Source organism: Phaeodactylibacter xiamenensis (assembly GCF_965229835.1).
Lineage (GTDB): Bacteria > Bacteroidota > Bacteroidia > Chitinophagales > Saprospiraceae > Phaeodactylibacter > Phaeodactylibacter xiamenensis.
The window spans coordinates 1,472,082-1,491,685 of record NZ_OZ245931.1; the positions used below are offsets into that span (position 1 = coordinate 1,472,082).

17 protein-coding genes are annotated in these 19,604 nt (G+C 52.1%); 2 read left to right on the forward strand and 15 right to left on the reverse strand.

Going from position 1 to position 19,604, the window contains the following annotated elements:
- Positions 1–13: 13 nt before the first annotated feature.
- The 11 genes from ACO08I_RS05375 to ACO08I_RS05425 form a co-directional block, all read right to left on the reverse strand.
- A complete protein-coding gene (locus ACO08I_RS05375) occupies positions 14–568 on the reverse strand; it encodes a hypothetical protein (RefSeq protein WP_152605261.1) in 555 nt (184 codons plus the stop codon).
- A gap of 102 nt (positions 569–670) precedes the next feature.
- Complete coding sequence (locus ACO08I_RS05380) at positions 671–2,995, reverse strand: glycoside hydrolase family 65 protein (protein ID WP_421948738.1); 2,325 nt, start codon at positions 2,993–2,995, stop codon at positions 671–673.
- A gap of 20 nt (positions 2,996–3,015) precedes the next feature.
- Complete coding sequence (pgmB, locus tag ACO08I_RS05385; protein ID WP_044228388.1) at positions 3,016–3,678, reverse strand: beta-phosphoglucomutase; 663 nt, start codon at positions 3,676–3,678, stop codon at positions 3,016–3,018.
- A 165-nt stretch (positions 3,679–3,843) separates the two neighbouring features.
- Complete coding sequence (locus ACO08I_RS05390) at positions 3,844–4,080, reverse strand: DUF5615 family PIN-like protein (protein WP_421949708.1); 237 nt, start codon at positions 4,078–4,080, stop codon at positions 3,844–3,846.
- Positions 4,081–4,180: 100 nt separating this feature from the next.
- Positions 4,181–4,408, reverse strand: a complete 228-nt coding sequence (locus tag ACO08I_RS05395) for a DUF433 domain-containing protein (RefSeq protein ID WP_044228394.1) — start codon at positions 4,406–4,408, stop codon at positions 4,181–4,183.
- Positions 4,409–4,664: 256 nt separating this feature from the next.
- Positions 4,665–5,852, reverse strand: a complete 1,188-nt coding sequence (gene kbl, locus ACO08I_RS05400) for a glycine C-acetyltransferase (RefSeq protein WP_044228397.1) — start codon at positions 5,850–5,852, stop codon at positions 4,665–4,667.
- 33 nt (positions 5,853–5,885) lie between these two features.
- Positions 5,886–6,836, reverse strand: a complete 951-nt coding sequence (locus ACO08I_RS05405; RefSeq protein WP_044228399.1) for an NAD-dependent epimerase/dehydratase family protein — start codon at positions 6,834–6,836, stop codon at positions 5,886–5,888.
- A gap of 98 nt (positions 6,837–6,934) precedes the next feature.
- Positions 6,935–7,387, reverse strand: a complete 453-nt coding sequence (locus tag ACO08I_RS05410; RefSeq protein WP_044228402.1) for a type I restriction enzyme HsdR N-terminal domain-containing protein — start codon at positions 7,385–7,387, stop codon at positions 6,935–6,937.
- 9 nt (positions 7,388–7,396) lie between these two features.
- Positions 7,397–8,416 (reverse strand): DUF1028 domain-containing protein, encoded by a 1,020-nt coding sequence (locus tag ACO08I_RS05415; protein ID WP_421948739.1) that lies wholly within the window; start codon positions 8,414–8,416, stop codon positions 7,397–7,399.
- A gap of 1 nt (position 8,417) precedes the next feature.
- Positions 8,418–9,491: a T9SS type A sorting domain-containing protein gene (locus ACO08I_RS05420; RefSeq protein ID WP_282784230.1), complete on the reverse strand. Its 1,074-nt coding sequence runs from the start codon at positions 9,489–9,491 to the stop codon at positions 8,418–8,420.
- Between the two features lie 58 nt (positions 9,492–9,549).
- The gene (locus ACO08I_RS05425) at positions 9,550–10,887 is read right to left on the reverse strand and encodes an MATE family efflux transporter (RefSeq protein WP_282784232.1); all 1,338 of its coding nucleotides are present in this window, start codon (positions 10,885–10,887) and stop codon (positions 9,550–9,552) included.
- Positions 10,888–11,024: 137 nt separating this feature from the next.
- Here ACO08I_RS05425 and ACO08I_RS05430 point away from each other — a divergent pair, with 137 nt between their 5' ends.
- Together ACO08I_RS05430 and ACO08I_RS05435 are read left to right on the forward strand one after the other, a co-directional pair.
- Positions 11,025–13,202 (forward strand): S9 family peptidase, encoded by a 2,178-nt coding sequence (locus ACO08I_RS05430; protein WP_421948740.1) that lies wholly within the window; start codon positions 11,025–11,027, stop codon positions 13,200–13,202.
- 428 nt (positions 13,203–13,630) lie between these two features.
- Positions 13,631–14,776, forward strand: a complete 1,146-nt coding sequence (locus ACO08I_RS05435) for an acyl-CoA dehydrogenase family protein (RefSeq protein WP_044228417.1) — start codon at positions 13,631–13,633, stop codon at positions 14,774–14,776.
- A gap of 80 nt (positions 14,777–14,856) precedes the next feature.
- On the opposite strand, the gene ACO08I_RS05440 is transcribed toward ACO08I_RS05435, so the two are convergent.
- From ACO08I_RS05440 to ACO08I_RS05455, 4 genes are read right to left on the reverse strand one after another with little or no spacing between them, the layout of a single operon-like run.
- Positions 14,857–15,612 (reverse strand): LytR/AlgR family response regulator transcription factor, encoded by a 756-nt coding sequence (locus ACO08I_RS05440; RefSeq protein ID WP_421948741.1) that lies wholly within the window; start codon positions 15,610–15,612, stop codon positions 14,857–14,859.
- The gene (locus ACO08I_RS05445; protein WP_421948742.1) at positions 15,612–16,667 is read right to left on the reverse strand and encodes a sensor histidine kinase; all 1,056 of its coding nucleotides are present in this window, start codon (positions 16,665–16,667) and stop codon (positions 15,612–15,614) included. Before ACO08I_RS05445 ends, ACO08I_RS05440 begins: the two co-directional genes overlap by 1 nt.
- Positions 16,667–17,338: a hypothetical protein gene (locus ACO08I_RS05450; protein ID WP_421948743.1), complete on the reverse strand. Its 672-nt coding sequence runs from the start codon at positions 17,336–17,338 to the stop codon at positions 16,667–16,669. The genes ACO08I_RS05445 and ACO08I_RS05450 overlap by 1 nt, the downstream gene beginning before the upstream one ends.
- A gap of 28 nt (positions 17,339–17,366) precedes the next feature.
- Complete coding sequence (locus tag ACO08I_RS05455) at positions 17,367–19,514, reverse strand: TonB-dependent receptor (protein WP_421948744.1); 2,148 nt, start codon at positions 19,512–19,514, stop codon at positions 17,367–17,369.
- Positions 19,515–19,604: the final 90 nt, after the last annotated feature.

Here is a 19,604-nt window from a genome sequence, read left to right on the forward strand (position 1 = left end):
AATTTAAGACCAGTTATTCAGCAACACCAAACTGCTGTCGGGTGGGTCGGGTCAGCAAGCTGATTGCTTTAAGAATAGCCCCTTCCGTTTTTGAATCTTTGATGCCTGCCCAGGTCATCGTATCATTTTCCTGATTAATGCCCTGTATCTCCCATTGTTCATCCTGACGGTCGTCAATATTATCAAACTGCAATATCTTCTTACCATCCTGATTCAGCAGGCGCCAGGAGCCATGGCCTGTTTTATCTTCCCAGCGGCCCGTTTCGTAGGTGCCATCTGCAGACAACTTAAACCAGCGCCCCTTATTGGCCAGGCGAGTCGCTTTATCATCTACAACATAGTATTCCCACACCCAGAAATCGGTGGTCAGGGTATTAACCAGTGCAGAGGGCTCCGCTGCTACCGGAGGCTGAAAGGAACCTTTCATAGCTATTCCTTCGCCGGATGTATTCGTTTCAGCTGCCGTTGGCGCTGAGGTGGTTTCCGTACCGGCCTCACCTGCAGGTTTATCGTCTGTACAGGCCAGTAATCCAAAAATCAAAAGCAAAGACCAGCTTAATCGTCTCATATCGCGAAGATGGTTTAAATTTTGGTCGGGAAGATAAAATGAAGCCCCCACTTTACAAAGTAGGGGCTTAAGGTTTGTTTTAACAGAACAGGTGAATTAACACTACCCCTGCCGGTGTACCACTGCGGCTTCAACCGTACCGTTGGCAGGCAGCTCCCGGCGCTCGCCATAGAGCATAATTTCCAATGGCTTATTGGTATGATTGATGATTTGCGTTTGCTCTCCGGCTACTTTTACCTCCAGATAGTACCCCCGGAAGCGCACCTTAAAGGCGTAAGATTGCCAGTTTTTGGTAATGAACGGGCTGAACTGCACCGTATCATTAAAGACCCGCATACCACCGAAGCCTTTGACGAAAGCCATCCATGTACCTGCCATACTTGTAATGTGGCAGCCGTCTTCGGTATCGTTATTGTAATCATCAAGGTCAAGGCGGGCGGTGCGCAGGTACATCTCGTAGGCTTTCTCCTCCCGGCCCAGCAGTGCGCCAAGGATCACGTGCACGCAGGGGGACAGTGATGACTCATGCACGGTGCGTGGCTCATAGAAGTCGAAGTTACGGCGGATGGTATCCGTATCGAAGTGGTCTTCGAAGAAATAAAGCCCCTGCAATACATCGGCCTGCTTAATAAAGACCGAGCGCAGGATACGGTCCCACGACCAGTTTTGGTTAATGGGGCGGTCTTCCGGTTTCAGGTCATCCACCGTGAGCAGTTCCTTGTCGAGGAAGCCATCATGCTGCACTAAAATGCCCAGTTCATCGTCCTTCGGCAGGTAGATATTACCGGCAATGTCTTTCCATTTTCCGGTCTCGGTGTTCCGGTAGAATTTGATCTTTTCTTCAATCTCCTGGTAGCGCTCCGGGTGGTTTTGCGCTACGTATTCAATAGCCTCCATGGCATACTCCAAACACCACTTGGCGATGTAGTTGGTGTACCAGTTGTTGTTGACGTTGTTCTCATACTCGTTCGGGCCGGTAACGCCGTGCATCATGTACTGTCCGTTGCGCTTGGAGAAATGCACCCGCTGTGCCCAAAAGCGTGCAATGCCGATGAGGACTTCCAGCCCATACTCGCTGAGGTACTCCTGCTCGCCGGTGTAGCGGATGTAATCATAAATCGCGTAGGCAATGGCGCCATTCCGGTGAATTTCCTCAAAGGTGATCTCCCATTCATTGTGGGATTCCTCGCCGTTCATCGTCACCATGGGGTAAAGCGCAGCACCGTCGGTGAAGCCGAGTTTTTCGGCGTTTTCGATGGCTTTTTGCAAATGCTTGTACCGGTAGACCAGCAGGTTGCGAGCCACGGACTGATCAGCGGTAGCCAGGTAGAAGGGGAAGCAGTAGGCTTCGGTATCCCAATACGTGCTGCCCCCGTACTTCTCGCCAGTGAAGCCTTTCGGGCCGATGTTCAGGCGCTCATCCTCGCCGGTGTAAGTTTGGTACAGCTGGAAAATATTGAACCTGATGCCCTGCTGAGCGGCTACATCGCCTTCGATGCGTATATCCGCTTCTTCCCATTTATTGCCCCAGGCAATAGCCTGCTCGCGTAGCAGGGACTGGAAGCCTTCTTTATAAGCTTCCTTCACCGCCGCCTTGCAGCGGTCCATCAGTTCTTTTTTCTTATAATTGAGAGAGGTGACGTTGGCGGCATACTTGTAAATGACCGTGGTCTCCCCCTCTTTGCAGGCCAGGTCTACCGAACAGGCCACATATTTCTCCTTTTCGATGCGGTAGGCGTCGAAGTCCACTTCCTTTCCGCCCTGCTCGATTCTAAACTTCATGCCCGTGCAAGCCTGAAAAGCGGTTTTCTTCGTTTCAGCTGTCACATAGCCCTGCCGGCGCTTGACTTTCTTGTCGACCTCCACCCAGAATTTCTCATCGTAGTTGGAATCTTCGTTTTCGACGTCAAAATCCACGTAAGGCGTAATATTGATGGGGCTGGAAAAGTCCAGAGGCGTGATGCGATACTCCAGGGCGGCAATCTCATCGCGGACGATGCTGCAGAAACGTTTAGCTTCCACCTTCACCCGCCGGCCGCTCTTCATTTTTGCCGTAAAGGTACGCAGCAGGTAGCCTTCCTTCATATTCAGCTCGCGGCGGAAGTCTTCCACTTTGCATTCTGCGAGGTCAAGGGCTTCCCCGTCAAAGTCGATATTGATGCCCGCCCAGCTGGAAGCGTTGAGTACTTTGGCAAAGTATTCCGGATAGCCGATCTTCCACCAGCCTACCTTGGTTTTGTCGGGATAGTAAATGCCCGCCAGGTAGTTGCCCGGCAGCGTATCGCCGGAGTACTGCTCCTCGAAGTTGGCGCGTTGCCCGAAGCGGCCGTTACCGATGCTGAAAATACTTTCGGAAATACGGTTGTATTCCGGGATGAAGCCTTCTTCGATAATGCTCCACTCGTCGTGTTTCAAATATTCCTTCATATTGGTTTAGGCTTTTCGTGTTATTGAATGGCTGCTGCGGGCAGGGCCTGCAGGATATCGTTAGGGGTGAGGTTTGTAAAATCAGGTACCACATGATGGGCGTGCTTCAGGTTGTCGCCACCTACGCCGACGGCATAGAAACCGCCGGAAAGCGCAGCGTCCACGCCTTTTTCGGCATCTTCAAAAACCACGCATTCGTTGGGTTTCAGCCCCATGGCCTCCGCGCCCATCTCAAAAACCTGTGGGTCAGGTTTGCTGCGGGTGAGTTTGTTGCCATCGATGATGACTTCGAAGCGGTCTTTCAATCCGATTTGCTCAAGGATAGTAGTGGCGTTCTTGCTGCTTGAGCCTACCGCCAGTTTCAGCCCTTGTGCCTCAGCAGCGTCCAGGAAGGGCAGGATGCCTTCCAGTATTTCGGAATCGTCCATCTTCAGAATGTACTCCCGGTACCACTCGTTCTTTTGGGTAGCCAGCTCCTGCTTTTCGGCCACTGTTTTTTCCACGCCGCCCCATTCCAGGATAAGATCGAGAGATTCCATACGACTGACCCCTTTGAGCTTCTCGTTTTCTTCTTCGGTGAAATCCGAGCCCACTGCATTTGCCATTCGCCTCCAGGCGATAAAGTGATATTTGGCGGTGTCTACAATCACACCGTCCAAATCAAAAATAAAAGCTTTGATCATGCTTAACAATTCGTATTTGCGCCCTAAGATAAGGGATTTTTTGAGGGCGGGAAAGGATAGTGTTTTAATTACACTTAGAAAACAAATAATGTAAAACTAGCAGAATTTCCCGAACGACTTAATTGTGACGCGTTACTCATTTCGGTATCATCTTAAGTGTACCTGTCAAACAATTTCAAGAATACCGTGCTGCTCACTCTCGCTTAATGCCAATATTTGCTGTCGATTACGAATAACCAATTCCTGAATATGACTAGTAGATTGGTTACCAATCCTAAGTAAAACGATTTTCGGCGGAAATCCTTTTTGGGCTAAAAAGTGATAAAAATCGTCGTCATTTGTCACAATAATAGCATCATTAGCTTTCGCCCAATTCCATATTTCGATATCACTAGCTGGTATAGGAAGCCCGCACTATTCTACATGATGGATTTGTTCGAAGTGAGGCGTAAGCAACCTTATTAGTCGCCAGGAAATATTGGCATCTAACAATAAATTCATTTCAGGCAGCTATGATCTGAGAAACCTGCTCTCTATAAGCTGCAAAGGATAATGCAGCCAAAATATGCTCCTGACGGAGAGAAGGAAAGTCATTCAAAATATCCTCATAACTCATACCTGATGCCAACCATTGCAAAATATCTCCAACAGCAATTCTAGTCCCTTTAATGCAAGGCTTGCCAAAGCGGATATTAGGATTGATACTTATGTATTGTTGAAGGTTTTCCATTTTTATATTTACTATTCACTTGATTGAAACTATAATAGAGTCAAGATAATTCATTCCAGACTAAAAACAAAGTCTCAACAGTTGCCTGTTTTTGGATTATACTGACTTCAGGATGTTTTCAACTTAAAGACATCTTTGAAAAAGAAACAGCCAAGGCTGAGGTTGAGCTTTAAGCATGGAAGCGCAAATGTAAAAGCTTCGAAAAACCTACTAAAAGCCCAACATCAACCCTGACATGTCTGATAGACTTGAGTGCTTAAATCACCCCCAGCTCCTTCCCCACCTTCGTGAAGGCAGCAATCGCCTTATCCAGGTGCACCCGGTCATGAGCAGCCGACAGTTGAGTCCGGATACGGGCTTTGCCTTTAGGTACTACCGGATAGAAGAAGCCGATCACGTAGATACCTTCATCGAGCAGGCGGTTGGCGAAGTCCTGCGACAGCTTGGCATCGTATAGCATAATGGGCACGATGGGCGCCTCCCCGGGCAGAATATCGAAACCGGCGGCAGTCATTTCTTTACGGAAGTAGGTGGTATTGTCCTCCAGCTTGTCGCGCAGCTCGGTAGACTTGCTCAGGATGTCAAACACCTCAATGGAAGCGCCTACAATTGCCGGTGCCAGGGTATTGGAAAACAGGTACGGGCGGGAACGCTGCCGCAGCATGTCCACAATTTCTTTCTTTGCGGCTGTGAAGCCACCGGAAGCACCACCCAGCGCCTTACCAAGCGTACCGGTGATGATGTCCACCCGGCCCATAACATTATGGAATTCATGAGTACCCCGGCCAGTCTTGCCGATAAAGCCGGTGGCGTGGCAGTCATCGACCATTACCATGGCGTCATACTTGTCTGCCAGGTCGCAAATTTCATTCAGTTTAGCAATATCCCCATCCATAGAAAATACCCCATCTGTAGCGATCAGGCGGCGGCGGGAAGACTGGGCTTCCTTGAGTTTTTCCTCCAGGTCAGCCATATCGCTGTGCTTGTAGCGGTAACGGGATGCTTTGCACAGGCGGATGCCGTCAATAATGGAGGCATGGTTGAGCTCATCTGAAATGATGGCGTCCTCCTTAGTGAGCAGGGGCTCAAATAACCCGCCATTAGCATCAAAAGCCGCTGCGTAGAGGATGGTGTCTTCCATGCCCAGGAAGTCGGCGATTTTATGCTCCAGTTCTTTATGAATGTCCTGCGTACCACAAATAAACCGCACGCTCGACATCCCGAAACCATGGGTATCGATAGCATCCTTGGCGGCTTTGAGGATATCCGGATGGGACGATAGCCCGAGGTAGTTATTGGCACAGAAGTTCAGGACTTCGCCGGTGCTCTGTGTCTTGATAGCCGCCGATTGCGGAGTCGTGATGATCCGCTCTTCCTTGTACAGGCCGGCTTCTTTGATTTCACTAAGTTCCTGCTCCAGGGCAGGCTCTACATTCTTATACATAAGTTGAAGTTGAGTGCTTTAGAAATTGAATATTTATAATGCCGCGGACGCCATTTCCCGCAAATTAGCGAGCATATCCCTGGTCATATCCGGGAGGTTATAGGCAGGCTTCCAGCCCCAATCAGCCCGGGCCTCTGCGTCATCAATATTTTCCGGCCAGCTTTCAGCAATCTTTTGCCGGAAATCGGGCTCGTAGGCGACTTCAAAACCGGGCACTTCTGCCTGTATGGCAGCAGTAATTTCAGCGGGTGTGAAGTTCATGCCAGAGATGTTGTAGGAGGTCCTGATTTTAATCTGTTCTGCTGGCGCATCCATGATTTCAATGGTCGCCCGCACCGCATCGTCCATGTACATCATGGGCAGGCGGGCGTGATCAGCCAGGAAACAGGTATAGCGCTCCCCGCGTACCGCATGGTGGAAGATATCCACTGCATAGTCCGTCGTGCCGCCCCCCGGCATCGACTGATAGCCTACGATGCCCGGATAACGCACCGATCGCACGTCGACGCCAAACTTTTGGTAAAAATAATTGCTCCAGTGCTCGCCGGCTACCTTACTGATACCATAGACGGTCTGGGGCTGCAGTACCGCATGTTGGGGGGTGTCAATTTTGGGCGTTTCCCCACCGTACACTGCAATAGAGCTGGGGTTGAAGACTTTACAGCCAAATTTTTTAGCCGCTTCCAGGACATTGAACAGGCCCGACATATTGACCTCCCAGGCCCACTGTGGATTCAGCTCGCCTTTGGCCGATAGAATAGCAGCGAGATGATAAATCTGGGTGACGCCCCTGCTCCCGACAAGCTCGAACATCGCATTGCGGTCGAGCACATCAAGGGTTTCAAAAGGGAAATCGTAAGCAGCCGGCTCGCGGATGTCTGTAGACAGGACATTAGCGGTGCCAAACCGTTCACGAAGGGCTTGCCCGAGCACGGTACCGATCTGGCCGTTCGCGCCCGTAATGAGGATGGTTTCGGTTTTCATATAATTTGGTCAGTGCTATAAAATACTTCGGCTTTTCATGGTTAGATGAACCGCCTACAGCTTAATAACGCAGTAAAACAGCTGCGGTTTTGGTTATCTTAGCCCGGGTCCGGAACAGCGTCCAGAAACCGGTAGCTCTTCGCTTCGTAGTCCATCCAGCAGCAGTAGTTTTCCCGACCGTTAGTGACCATAAGGTAGGGCACCTGCAGGCTGGAATTGTACCAGGAGACCTGCTCAAATACCGCCTGACTAATCTTTACCTGCGGTGCCTTGCACTCAATAAGCAGGTAGGGCTTTACCTCTTTATCATAAACCAGCAGATCGAACCGCCGGTCCAGGGTATTGACCTTCAGCCCCCGCTCCATGGAAATGCGGTTGCTGTTGTATCCCCGCTCTTGCAAAAGGTACTCCAGTATCAGCTGCCGTACCATCTCCTCAGGCTGCAGTACCAGCCACTTTTTTCGGATGCGGTCAAAGATAAGCCGTTTATCGGCCTGGCGCTTCACCCGAAGCTGATCTTTGTAACGGAGCAAGTCAATATTTATCTCCATGCAGCCCGGTTATCGTACGATTACTTTTTCCTGTCGCAGCACCTGTCCCTGTGGGCCCTGAAGACAAATCCAGTATATACCGGCTTGTTTAGGCAAGGTTACCATACTGCGGCCGGCTCGTAACAGTTGCTGCCCCAACTGCTGCCCGCTGGCATTGTACCAGCTGACAGAGAGTTCCTCCTGTTGCTCAAGGCCTGCAACAGAGACCTCTACGGCCGATTGAGTTGGATTGGGGAAAACGCTGAAGCCGTAGATACCTTCCGCTTCCTCATAAGAGGTCAGCAGCCAGGCATCAAACAACGCCTGCAGGGAATCGATGGGCTCCACGCCAGCGGGCGCTTCAGCTACATTGAGCTCCAGCCAGGGATTATCCAGGTCATCATCGGGCTTAAACACCCGCAAAAAGGCAGAAGTCGAAGACGTCCCGGCATCCAGGCAACGGGCATCCGCTCCGGGGATATTGGCGCCCTGCATGGCGGCCATAAGGCGTTCCGCAAGGGTACCTTGTGTATTTAGGAAACCTGATTCCATACCCTCCAGTACTTCCGGGCCTAGCAGGATATTGCCCTGTATCGCATAGTTGGCTCCGAGGAGGTGCCCCTTCCAGTCATCAGCATTCTGACCGGTGAAAGCTGCTACTTCCGGTTCACCAAGAGCATTCAGGGCTGCTACCCCGTACTGCCGGTACTCCGGGTTGAAATTCTGCGAAAAGCAGGCATCATTTGCGACCAGCCAGTCGATGACTTCCTGCGGCGTATTGCCTTCGGACAAGCGAGCCACTCCGTTATCCAAATTGATGTGGGGATTAACACAAATATAAGCCTGTGCATTAATCCCGCCCCGCCCCGGAATAATCCCGCTCAGCAAAATCACCCCGCCCAGGCTGCCAATGCCTTCCACGCAAGTGGCACCGGCACTGCCTACCTCACCCGTAGCCGGATCAACGGCCACAATCGAGAAAGTATCCTGTGACCAGGTGCTTTGCGCGGCCAACAAAAACAGCAACCCTGTCCAAATTACAGATTTCATACTATTGGATGATCAGTTTACGGCTTATGGTTTCCAATCCATCGGTTAGCTGAAGCCAGTAAGCACCAGCAGCTAACTGCAAACGGGGCAGCGCGAAGGTATGTTCCCCAGCTGACAGTGCCCCGCTGAATATATTGCGCACTCGCTGCCCATTGCTGTTCATGAGCACCACCTGAGCACCAGGGAGCGGCTGTTGGAGCTCAAGGGATACCGTCATATCCGATACAGCCGGCGTAGGGAATACCTCAAGGCTGGCCCGGGATTCAAAATCAGGGGCCGCCGTCAGCATAGACTCCCGCACCTGATTGGTATTGAGCACCTCAAATCCTCCGGCATTGCCACGCCAAAGTACAGCGGCCACGATAAGGCTGTTGTTGCCCAGGTTATCCGTATTGATATCCTGCACCTGCAGGTCATTGATTGCTATGCTGTAGCGTTTTTCCACCTCATCGCCCGCATTCGCGCCACCGCTTGCGATGGTTTCTCCAAAAGCTGTACCCGTCATAGAATGGCGGAGTACGTTTTTGTGCTCTGCCATTGCCCCCTGCCCGGATTGATTAGCAATAACGGTAGGCTCAATGAGATAGACAGAAAGATTAACCGACTCTCCGTCAATACCTTCGAAGAAATGCGTCTTCGTCTGCACGATAAGACTGTCGTCCGTGACTTGTGCCAGTAGTCCTGTTTGGGCTATGGGCTGCATATCATTGAAATCATCAACTGTTGTGGCTGCATCCTGACGAACCGTTGCGATATTGGTGCTCGTAACGCCGAGGTTTTCGGTATTCAGGAAGAAAACCGGCTGCCCGAAGCCACCGAGTGCGGTTGTGAGTTCATTGGAGACACTGTTGGTCAGGATGCTGCTGCCAAAGTGGGCGGCAACCACCAGCGCCTCTGACTGATTGTCCGCCAGCAGGTCACGGAACAGTTCCCAGCCGTAGCCACCGCATTTGGGACACCAGGTGGCCGTACGCTTGGTTATGAGCGGGTGATGGGTCTGAGGGACTTCAATCTCCTGTGCCAGCAGCGGCAGGGTCAAAACAAACAGGCAAAAAAGTAAAAAGGCTCGTTTCATAGCAGTCTGTATTTTGAGGTAAAAGTACGGGGAATTCCGGCAATAAAAAACCATGGGGCTACACTTCCAGCCCATGCCAGCGTTGAGAGCGCATGTACCACAAGACAATGCCCATCATCACAATCCAATAGAGGATTTCAGAAGCCCACGCCCAGGGTAGCCCCAGGTTGGTATGGTTGACGACGATGTAGATGTATGCGAGGTAGACAACGGCGCAGATGGTCTGTATGACCAGCCCGAAGAAGGTCGCTCCCGTCCCGGCCAATCCATTAAAATACACACTACCGATACTGAAGGCCGTCAGAATGCCCACCAGCACATAGAAAACCGGTTGTGCGTCGGAAATCAGCGACATGTCAGCCCCGCCCAGGAGCGGATACAGCAGTTCGTGCGGGTAAAGGACCACCGGAAGAGTCAGCACCATCGTAGTCAGCCAACAGATTTTTGCTGTCTTCCAGATGATGGGAACGACCGCCTGCCGCTTGCGCTGCCCTATGAAGTTGCTCACCATCGTATTCACCCCACTGGCAAAGCCCCAGGTGGGGATAGACAGAATAAGGTAGACCATGCGCACCAGATTGGTAATGGCCAGTTCGCGTTCGCCCAGGTTCTCCACAATACCAAAGAAGACGAACCAGCTGCCCAGCCCGACAAAAGACTGCGCCACAATGGGCAGGGCCAGCTTGTACTGCTGCCTGATAAGCTCCAGGTCCACGTTGGGCAGCTTGAACAGCCGGTAGCGGTGCGCTTCCCGGTCAAAGAAAATGTATACCATAAATACGGCAAAGGCAACAACTTCCGCGATTGTGCTCGCCAGTCCGGCCCCCGCAATGCCCATGGCCGGCAAGCCCCAGTGCCCGAAGATCAGCCCGTAGTTGAGCGCAATATTGACAATGCCCAGAATAATAGTATCCACAATAATAAAGGTGGTCCTGGCCACCCCGGTATACAGCGCAATTACAGCCACCCCGGTATAACTGAAAAAGACGCCCCAGGAGCGGGTATCCAGGTATTCCAGGCTTTTCGTGAAAACGACTTCCGAATTGACAAACAGCCCGAAAAAGTAGTAGCAGCCGTACTGCATGATAAAAAACATGACCACTGCCAGCGCCAGCTCGAAGTAGACCATAGAGTAGAACGTCCGCCCCACTTCTTCCAGGGTGCCTTCTCCTGCCCGGCGCGCGATCATAATCTGCCCGCCCCGTGAGAACCCATAGCCAATGGCAGCGATGACCAGATAGAAGACGCCTACGAAGCCAATAGAGGCAAAGTCCTCCTCGCTCAGGTGGTACAAAAACACGCTATCGCTAAGCGCCACCACGTTCTGTGCGGCGCTGCCCAACATGATAGGAGCCGAAATGGAGAGGATCTGCCGATATGACGTGCGTAGGCGCATGGGTGGCAAAAGTAGGCAGGCAGAAAATGATTAGCACTAATTTACCCTCAATTTTCAAAATTTTCCTGCAATCTTTGATACTTACATTCATTTATCGTGTCTCTTACTAAACTTTCACCGGACCTTAATTTTTAATCATGAGATTATCTACTTTCCTGATGGCGCTAATGCTAACGGCTGCGCTGCTGTCCTGCGGGAACGACCCCGCTGGCCAAACCGAAAAAACAACCAGCAAGATGTACGAAAAAACCGGGCTTGAACTTCCACAAGCCGCCAAAAAACCTAAAGAACTTACCATTCACGGGGATACACGCATAGACGACTACTACTGGCTCAACCAAAGGGAGGACGAAGAAGTACTCGCCTATCTGAATGCGGAAAACACTTACACCAAAAGCATGATGAGCCACCTGGATACCTTCCAGGAAAAGCTCTATCAGGAAATCATTGGCCGGATTAAGCCGGATGATACCTCCGTACCCTACAAGGATAATGGCTATTTTTATATTACCCGGTTCGAAAAAGAAAAGGAGTACCCGATTTACAGCCGCAAAAAAGGCAGCCTTGATGCCCCGGAGGAGATTATGCTCAACGCCAATGAACTGGCGGAGGGTTTTGATTACTTCAATATTGGCGGTCGGGAAGTCAGCCCCGACAACCGCCTGCTGGCCTACGGGGAAGACACCCTAAGCCGCCGCATTTACACCCTCCGCTTCAAAAATCTGGAAACCGGAGAGATGCTGCCCGATGCCATCCCCGGCACTACCGGAAGTGCGGTGTGGGCCAATGATAACGAAACGGTATTTTACACCCTCAAGGACGAGACCACGCTGCGCAGTCATAGGGTCATGCGCCACCGCCTCGGCACACCAATTGAGGAAGATGTGGAAGTCTACAGTGAAGACGATGCCACCTTCCTGGCATTTGCCTACAAAACCAAATCGGATAAATATATCGTAGTGGGCTCCTATGCTACCCTTAGCCAGGAATACCGGGTTCTGGACGCCAATAAGCCTGAAGGGGAATTCCGCATTATTCAGCCCCGGGAACGCGGGCTGGAGTACAGCATAGCCCACTTTGGCGGCCATTTTTACATCCGGACCAACCTGGATGCCCAAAACTTCCGGCTCATGAAAACACCGGAAGAAAAGACTACAAAGGACAACTGGGAAGAAGTCATCCCCCACCGCAAAGATGTGCTGCTGGAAGACATGGAAATCTTCAAGGACTACCTCGTGCTCTCTGAGCGCAAGGCCGGCATCACTCAGCTACGGGTACGCCCTTGGGAAGGTGAAGAGCACTACATCGACTTCGGGGAGGACGCCTATCTGGCTTACACGTCCGTCAATCCGGAATTTGATACTAAAATTCTGCGCATTGGCTACACGTCCATGACTACCCCCAATACCACTTACGACTACGACATGGAAGGGCGGACCTTCGAACTGCTCAAGCAGCAGGAAGTGGTCGGCGGCTTCAACCCGGAGGAGTACCAATCAGAGCGGCTGATGGTCAAAGCCCGGGACGGCGTGGAAGTGCCCGTCTCCATGGTGTACCGCAAAGGCTTCAAAAAGGATGGCACTCAGCCCCTGCTACTGTACGGCTACGGTTCCTACGGCAACAGCATGGAGCCCTACTTCAGCTCGGTGCGCCTTAGCCTGCTCGACCGGGGCTTCGCCTATGCTATTGCCCACATTCGGGGCGGGGAGGAAATGGGCCGCCACTGGTACGAAGATGGCAAGTTGCTTAACAAGAAAAACACCTTTACTGATTTCATTGACGTTGCAGACCACCTCGTTGCCGAAAACTACACCAGCAAAGAGCAGTTGTTTGCCATGGGCGGCAGCGCCGGCGGCTTGCTGATGGGCGCGGTAATCAATATGCGCCCCGACCTTTGGAAAGGCGTAATCGCGGCGGTCCCCTTTGTGGATGTGGTCACAACGATGCTCGACGAGTCTATCCCGCTGACGACCGGTGAGTTTGACGAATGGGGCAATCCAAAAGACAAAACCTACTACGAATACATCAAGTCCTACTCGCCCTACGATAATGTGGAAGCTAAGGAATACCCGGCTATGATGGTCACGACCGGGCTGCACGACTCTCAGGTGCAATACTGGGAGCCCGCCAAGTGGGTTGCCAAGCTTCGTGAAGTCAAAACCGATCAGAACCCGCTGCTGCTGCATACCAATATGGAGGCAGGCCACGGGGGCGCTTCGGGCCGCTACCAACGCTATAAGGAAACCGCTATGGAGTATGCCTTCCTGCTTGATTTGGCTGGCCGGGCAGAAGTGACAGAGCCCGTTAAGGATTAAGAAGTAGTAAAACTGTTTTTGCAAGCGGGAGCGCTTCACCTTCTTCGAAGGTTAGAGCGCTCCCGCTTACGTTACCACGCTCTACGCTTCAAAATTGCCTGTTTCTGACACCCCTGCCTGAACCAAGTCAGGGTTTCTGCCATTTATTAAATTGGATTGGTGCAATACTTCCCGGACTAAGTCTGAATAACAAATTGCACTTTTTGAATAGCCTGGCAGCATTTGTTGTTTGCCTTTTGGATAAGCTGGAGCAGAGCGGGAAGCTCTACCCCAGCAGCCCTAGCGCTTAAGTGCAGAGGTTTGCCTTTCTGTTTTGTGCAATTTGTTATACACGCCCGGACGCAAAGCCCGTTTCAGGAAACCTTATTTTTCCGTATATTGCCCAATTACCCTAACCAATTCTCAAATTATCTCAAATCGTTATTTGTATGAGTGTTGAAACCATCAATAATCTGCAGCTCATTAAAGAAAGTGCGCGCGACTTCGCTGAAAACTACATCCGTCCTCACGTTATGGAATGGGACGAGTCCCAGGAGTTCCCGGTAGAAGTGTTCCAGCAAATGGGACAGTATGGCTTCCTCGGCGTATTGGTTCCGGAAAAATACAACGGTTCCGGGCTGGGCTATCAGGAATACATCACCGTGATCGAAGAGATCGGTAAGGTATGCGGATCGATTGGGCTTTCCGTGGCTGCCCACAACTCTCTGTGCACCAATCATATCCTGATGTTTGGTAATGAGGAGCAAAAGCTAAAGTACCTGCCCAAACTGGCTACCGGCGAATTTATCGGTGCCTGGGGCCTTACAGAGCCCAATACCGGGAGTGATGCCGGGCGCATGAAGACTGTCGCAGAACAAGATGGCGACTATTACGTGCTCAACGGCGCCAAGAACTTCATCACCCACGGCAAATCGGGCCACGTAGCCGTTGTGATTGCCCGTACCGGCGAGCCACTGGACAGCCACGGTATGACCGCCTTCATCATTGAACGGGGCACACCGGGCTTCGAAGCCGGCAAAAAGGAAAACAAGCTGGGCATGCGCGCCAGCGAAACGGCAGAGCTGATCTTCAATGACTGCCGGGTGCACAAAAGCCAAATTCTCGGTGAGGTAGGCGATGGCTTCATTCAGTCCATGAAAATCCTGGATGGCGGCCGGATCTCCATTGCTGCTCTCGCACTTGGCATTGCCAAAGGCGCCTACGAGGCATCCGTACAATACTCCAAGGAGCGGCAACAGTTTGGCAAGCCGATTTCTTCTTTCCAGGCCATCGGCTTCAAGTTGGCTGATATGGCGACTAAAATCCAGGCAGCTGAGCTGCTCACCCGCAAAGCCGGGCGCATGAAAGACAATGGCGAGCGGGTAACCAAAGTGTCCGCTATGGCCAAGTACTACGCTTCTGAAGCTTCCGTGGCGATTGCCAATGAGGCTGTTCAGATATTTGGTGGCTATGGCTACATTAAAGATTTCCCTGTGGAGAAATACTACCGGGACGCCAAACTTTGCACCATCGGAGAAGGCACTTCTGAGATTCAGAAACTGGTCATCTCCCGCGAGGTGTTGAAAGAAGGGTAAACCGGCAATTGGGAAACCAGCATGTTCGCTGGTTTCCCAATTCTGATTTCTACCCTTTCAAAAGCACGCCACACTGCGCTCTACCCGCCCAGCCAAGTCCGAAAATCACTTACCCGGTCCCGGCTTACAGTCGTCTCTTCCCCATCCTGCAGCTTAATTTTCAGACGGGCATTGGAGTAAACCGTCGTTTGGTCAATCGCCTCAATGTGGACGATGTACTGCCGGTTGGTCCGGAAGAAGTGCTTTGGATCAAGCAGCGCTTCGAGTTCCTCCAGGGTGTACTCCAGCGCATGCTTTTTTCCGTCAGCGTGGCGGATCCAGGTTGTTTTATGCTCCGTAAATAGATATCTGATGTCTTCTGCCCGAATACTCAGGAACTGATGCCCTGTTTTCACCACAAAACGCTCTTTGTATTGCCTTTGCATGGATTGCAGCAACTGCTCCACCTGCTTTAGCTGAACCGTAGGCTGCCCAAATTTCTCCTTCAAATCTTCATACTGTGCCAGCGCCTGCTCCAGGTCGGCCTTTCCAATGGGTTTGAGCAAATAGTCAATGCTGTTGACTTTGAAGGCTTTCAGCGTGTACTGATCGTAAGCCGTCGTGAAAATGACCGGACAGGGCACCTTTACCGATTCAAATACCTGAAAACTCGCCCCATCTGCCAGCTGAATATCAAAGAAAGCCAGATCAGGCCGGACACCGGTACTAAAATAGCTCACTGCATCCTCTACAGTGTCTAAAATGGCCAGGATTTCAATATCAGGCCGCAATTTTTCCAGCATTAGCTGCAGGCGCTCTGCTGCGAGTGCTTCGTCTTCCAGGATGAGTGCACGCATTATTGTTCGTTGAGTTGAAGGATAGGTACTTTGACAGAGAAAGTGTTGTTCTCTGTCTTCACTTCCAGGGACTGCCCGCACAGATAGCGGTAGCGTTCCTGAATATTAGGCAGCCCTACGCCCAGGGAGGTCTGCTGATTTCCCTTTAGCTGAAGGGAATTTTTGATCGTTAGCGTCCCATTTTGCCGGGTGATCGACAGGTGCAGGGGCTGCTTTTTGGAAGCGATGTTGTGTTTTACTGCATTCTCCGCCAACATTTGAAGAGTCAGGGGCACTACGGCATCGGTTGGCTCCACGTCCACTGCGGTCTCCACTTTCAGCGATTCTCCAAACCGGATTTCCAGCAGGAAGAGGTAGGCTTTGAGCATTTCCATCTCCTGCTCCAGTGAAATCAGCTCCTGTTGCTGCGTTTCCAGAACATAGCGGTACACTTTAGACAGCTGTTGGATGAACTCCGCCGCGAGATCGGCATCTTTATAGACCAGGTTAGACAACACATTGAAACTGTTGAACAGAAAATGTGGATTCACCTGGTTTTTGAGGGCTTCATACTTGGCTGCCAGGGCGGCCCGTTTATGCTCCTCGGCTTCCTTGAATGAGGCTTTCCAGGCGAGGAAAAAGCCGCGGCCATGCAGGAAAGTCCCCACGAATAAAGTAATCAGCACTACCGTCAGCGGGAAGGTATAGCCCACATTTCTCAGAGCCTGCAAAGGAGCGATGCCGTAAACCAGGCCTGCATAAAGGAAAAGCACCAGCATGGCCACAACGAGCGAATAGAGCACCATCAGTACCAGGCTTACTACTACCCTTTTTGCGGGGGCTTCCAGCCAGGGTATTTTAGTGTCTAACCACTCTACCAGCATTCCGCTACCTATTCCGATGAGTACCCAAAGGATACCGTTCACCGTGAAATTGGACAGAAATTCCACCCACTCCCCTTCGGCAAGCAAATACCAGCCGAAGGTAAGAGTGATTGCCCCCCCGCCCAGCAGGAATTGTTTGAGGAGGCTTTTCCACCTCAGGTCTCGCGTCCAGCTAGCATCTCGATTTGCCATTATTTTTCTTCTTTTTCCAGTTTAGCAGTAGCCTGTTCCAGTAGTTGCTTGTTGAAATAGCTGCCCCAGGCTGGGTGCATTGGCGACGCAGGCTCGTAGCTTTCGAACCGTTCCGCTGCTTTTTCCAAATAAGGCAATGCGCGCGCCGGGCCGCCGCCATACATAGCAGGCATATAAAACAAGTGCATGCCCATCAGATGGTAAGCTCTTGGATGATCAGGCCCGGCTTCGATAGCTGTTTGGTAAGCGGCTACGCTCTGCGGGCTGTACATTGGCCCATTCCCCATAGGGTCCGCCCAGATATGCCCTGTGTAAATATAACCCTGCAGGGCGAGAATTTCCGGATTTTCGGGAGAGATCTCTTTGGCTTTATCCAATGCGCTCTGCGCTTTTTCCAGGAAAGCGGTGATTTGGTCCGGCTTGCCCTGCTGCATAGCGCCTACCGCTTGCATGATGTGGCAGTAAGACTGATAGTAGGCCGGCAGCCACTCGCCTTCCGGAGCAGCAGCGGTGATGCGCTCGAAGGTATTGGCCGGAGCGGAAAAGTCGCGGGTTTGCTCGGCCGCCTGCAGCTCGCCCACTGCTTTTTCCATGGCGGCGGTGTACCGGTCGTTTTGTGCGAAGGTGGAAATGGACAATGCTAAGCTGAAAAGAATGATTAAAGCTCTCATGATAGTTGGATTTTTATGATGTAAAAAATTAGTTGCTAAAGGTGCTGCCTTCGCCTATGGAGACAAAGACGCCCACGAAAAAGAACCTTGGGGCCGGCGGGCGGATAGCCGTGGAAGTAAACCGCCCGTTGGGGTCCGGCTGATTGCCGAAACGCTCCCCGAAGGACTGCTCAAACCCGAGCACATTACTCACTGAGGCGTGCACGATGGTAAAGTGCCCAAACAGCTCGGTCAGGTAACTCAGGTTTAGGCTGAGGTCCTGGAAAGTTGGGGTACGCAAATCGTTAAACCGGGGGGTATTTGGATCGTCATAGGGGCGTGGGCTGCCGAGCGTGTAAGTTAGCCCCACATTAGTCTGTAGCTCCTGAATCCAGTGCTTGTAGACCACCGACAGGTTGTGCTTTGCCGCAAAATCAGGCGTGGCAGCCACCGGAAAATCTTCATAGTGGCGCTCCGTATCCAGGTAAGAATAGGATACCCAGAAGTCGCCGTTGGGAATGCTCACCCGGTCCCGATAGAATAAGTCAAGCCCGCGGGCGTAGCCCTCACCGGAGTTCTCTGCCAGCCAGGGAGTGCCGGCAGGAAACTGCACCAGGTTTTGATATTCCTTATGGTAAAGCTCAGCGCGGATCGTACGCCCCCCTTTGCGGTACTGATAGTTGACCAGATAATGATCGGCCCGCTCCGGGCTCAGGTTTTGGGTAAACCGCAGCCAGTCTTGCTGTGGCGCCTGGTAAAAATGCCCGTAGGCGAAGGCAAACTGTCCGCCCTGACCAGCTTTATAGGCCAGGGAAAGGCGCGGGGACAACCGGTTGGCGTCAAGCAGATTGTACCGCTCTGCCCGAAGTCCTGCCCGCAGGGCAATTTTTTCACCCAGGTAGCCTTCCGTTTCTGCGAAAGCGGAGATATAGTCCTCCTGAAAGGCACTTTGGATGTCCGATTCTGTGTCCTGATAGTGCTCGTCAAAGTCACTGTGTATCCACTCGGTCCCGAGCTTTAGGGCCCAGTCGTTTTCAAAGTAGCGGATGGCAACGGCGCGGCCCTGCATCATGGCGTTTGACCGGTCAACCGAAAAATGCTGATCAATGCGCTCACTATCGTATCCGGCGGCAAGGCCTGCGTCCAATTGCCATTCCTCATCAATCAGCTGATGGTAGGTAGCGCTGCCATAGTAGTTGTCGTTTTGCAGGCTCAGCAGGGACTGCTCTGTGGGATTTTCCGGCAAGGGGTGCCGCATGGAGAAGCCCGACCACTGTGCATTGGCCTGTGCTTTGAGCAGAGCGCCATTGCTCATTTTTTGGCGGAAGCCCACCTGAGCCCCCTGTGCCGTGACCGGGTCCTCCCAGTCGATATTCTGAGGGACGAGCCGGGTGTAGGGGCCAAGGTTGGTATAGTCCACGCCTGCCGAAAGTGCGCTGTTTTCCCAACGCTCGGTATGGCTAACCCCCGCCCCGATAGTCATCATAGACAAGCTTGTAACGGAAGCTTCCGGCAGGTCTTTGGTTTGCAAAACCAGGGCGGAGGAAAGGGCATCGCCGTATGCGGCAGAGTAACCGCCTGTGCTAAAGGAAGTCCCTTTGAACAGGAAGGGGGAAAAGCGCCCACGGACCGGCAGATCCGGCACATTGCTCGTGTAAGGATTGGGCACCCGAAGCCCGTCAATAAAGGTTTGTGTCTCATGGGCATCACCGCCGCGTACAAATATGCGCCCGTCTTCAGCATTGGACTGCGTGCCCGGCAGGGTATTGAGGGCGGCTACGATATTGCCGTTGGAGCCCGCCGTGGTGACGATGTCGATGGGCTTCAGCAATACCGCTTTTTTCTCATCGCTCGCCTCAAAAGCCCCTGCAGAGATGACGACCTGCTGCAGTTCGCTGGCCTGTGGTTTCAGGCGGAATTCAAGCCAAAGGCTGTCCTTACCGGTGGGGATCTGCTTTTCAAGCTGCTGAAAACCGATGTAGGACACCACAAGCGTCAGGCTGTCGCCGGGCAGGTAAGGCAGGTGGAATTGTCCATCCGCATCCGTGGAAGTGCCATCGAAAGTGCCTTTGATGTACAAGTTCGCTCCTACTGCCGGGTCTGTTTTGCCAGTCAGTACCCGCCCGGCCAGGATGGACTGCCCGTTCAGGGCGGTAGTCAGGATTAGAAATGCAGCAAGGAAAAATGTCGGTTTCATCTCGGTTGCTTTTGATCCAAAACTGCTGGTTATACAGCGTTTGGGCAAAAACAACTGGCTGAATTGCACTCAGAGGTGGCTGAATTGCAA

What these genes read in the sequence shown, in the direction of transcription:
- ACO08I_RS05430 (WP_421948740.1), top strand. Translation starts at nt 11,025, where the DNA reads ATGAGATTATCTACTTTCCTGATGGCGCTAATGCTAACGGCTGCGCTG.
- ACO08I_RS05425 (WP_282784232.1), bottom strand. Translation starts at nt 10,887, where the DNA reads ATGCGCCTACGCACGTCATATCGGCAGATCCTCTCCATTTCGGCTCCT.
- ACO08I_RS05435 (WP_044228417.1), top strand. Translation starts at nt 13,631, where the DNA reads ATGAGTGTTGAAACCATCAATAATCTGCAGCTCATTAAAGAAAGTGCG.
- ACO08I_RS05420 (WP_282784230.1), bottom strand. Translation starts at nt 9,491, where the DNA reads ATGAAACGAGCCTTTTTACTTTTTTGCCTGTTTGTTTTGACCCTGCCG.
- ACO08I_RS05415 (WP_421948739.1), bottom strand. Translation starts at nt 8,416, where the DNA reads ATGAAATCTGTAATTTGGACAGGGTTGCTGTTTTTGTTGGCCGCGCAA.
- ACO08I_RS05455 (WP_421948744.1), bottom strand. Translation starts at nt 19,514, where the DNA reads ATGAAACCGACATTTTTCCTTGCTGCATTTCTAATCCTGACTACCGCC.
- ACO08I_RS05445 (WP_421948742.1), bottom strand. Translation starts at nt 16,667, where the DNA reads ATGGCAAATCGAGATGCTAGCTGGACGCGAGACCTGAGGTGGAAAAGC.
- kbl (WP_044228397.1), bottom strand. Translation starts at nt 5,852, where the DNA reads ATGTATAAGAATGTAGAGCCTGCCCTGGAGCAGGAACTTAGTGAAATC.
- ACO08I_RS05450 (WP_421948743.1), bottom strand. Translation starts at nt 17,338, where the DNA reads ATGAGAGCTTTAATCATTCTTTTCAGCTTAGCATTGTCCATTTCCACC.
- ACO08I_RS05410 (WP_044228402.1), bottom strand. Translation starts at nt 7,387, where the DNA reads ATGGAGATAAATATTGACTTGCTCCGTTACAAAGATCAGCTTCGGGTG.
- ACO08I_RS05405 (WP_044228399.1), bottom strand. Translation starts at nt 6,836, where the DNA reads ATGAAAACCGAAACCATCCTCATTACGGGCGCGAACGGCCAGATCGGT.
- pgmB (WP_044228388.1), bottom strand. Translation starts at nt 3,678, where the DNA reads ATGATCAAAGCTTTTATTTTTGATTTGGACGGTGTGATTGTAGACACC.
- ACO08I_RS05395 (WP_044228394.1), bottom strand. Translation starts at nt 4,408, where the DNA reads ATGGAAAACCTTCAACAATACATAAGTATCAATCCTAATATCCGCTTT.
- ACO08I_RS05380 (WP_421948738.1), bottom strand. Translation starts at nt 2,995, where the DNA reads ATGAAGGAATATTTGAAACACGACGAGTGGAGCATTATCGAAGAAGGC.
- ACO08I_RS05440 (WP_421948741.1), bottom strand. Translation starts at nt 15,612, where the DNA reads ATGCGTGCACTCATCCTGGAAGACGAAGCACTCGCAGCAGAGCGCCTG.
- ACO08I_RS05375 (WP_152605261.1), bottom strand. Translation starts at nt 568, where the DNA reads ATGAGACGATTAAGCTGGTCTTTGCTTTTGATTTTTGGATTACTGGCC.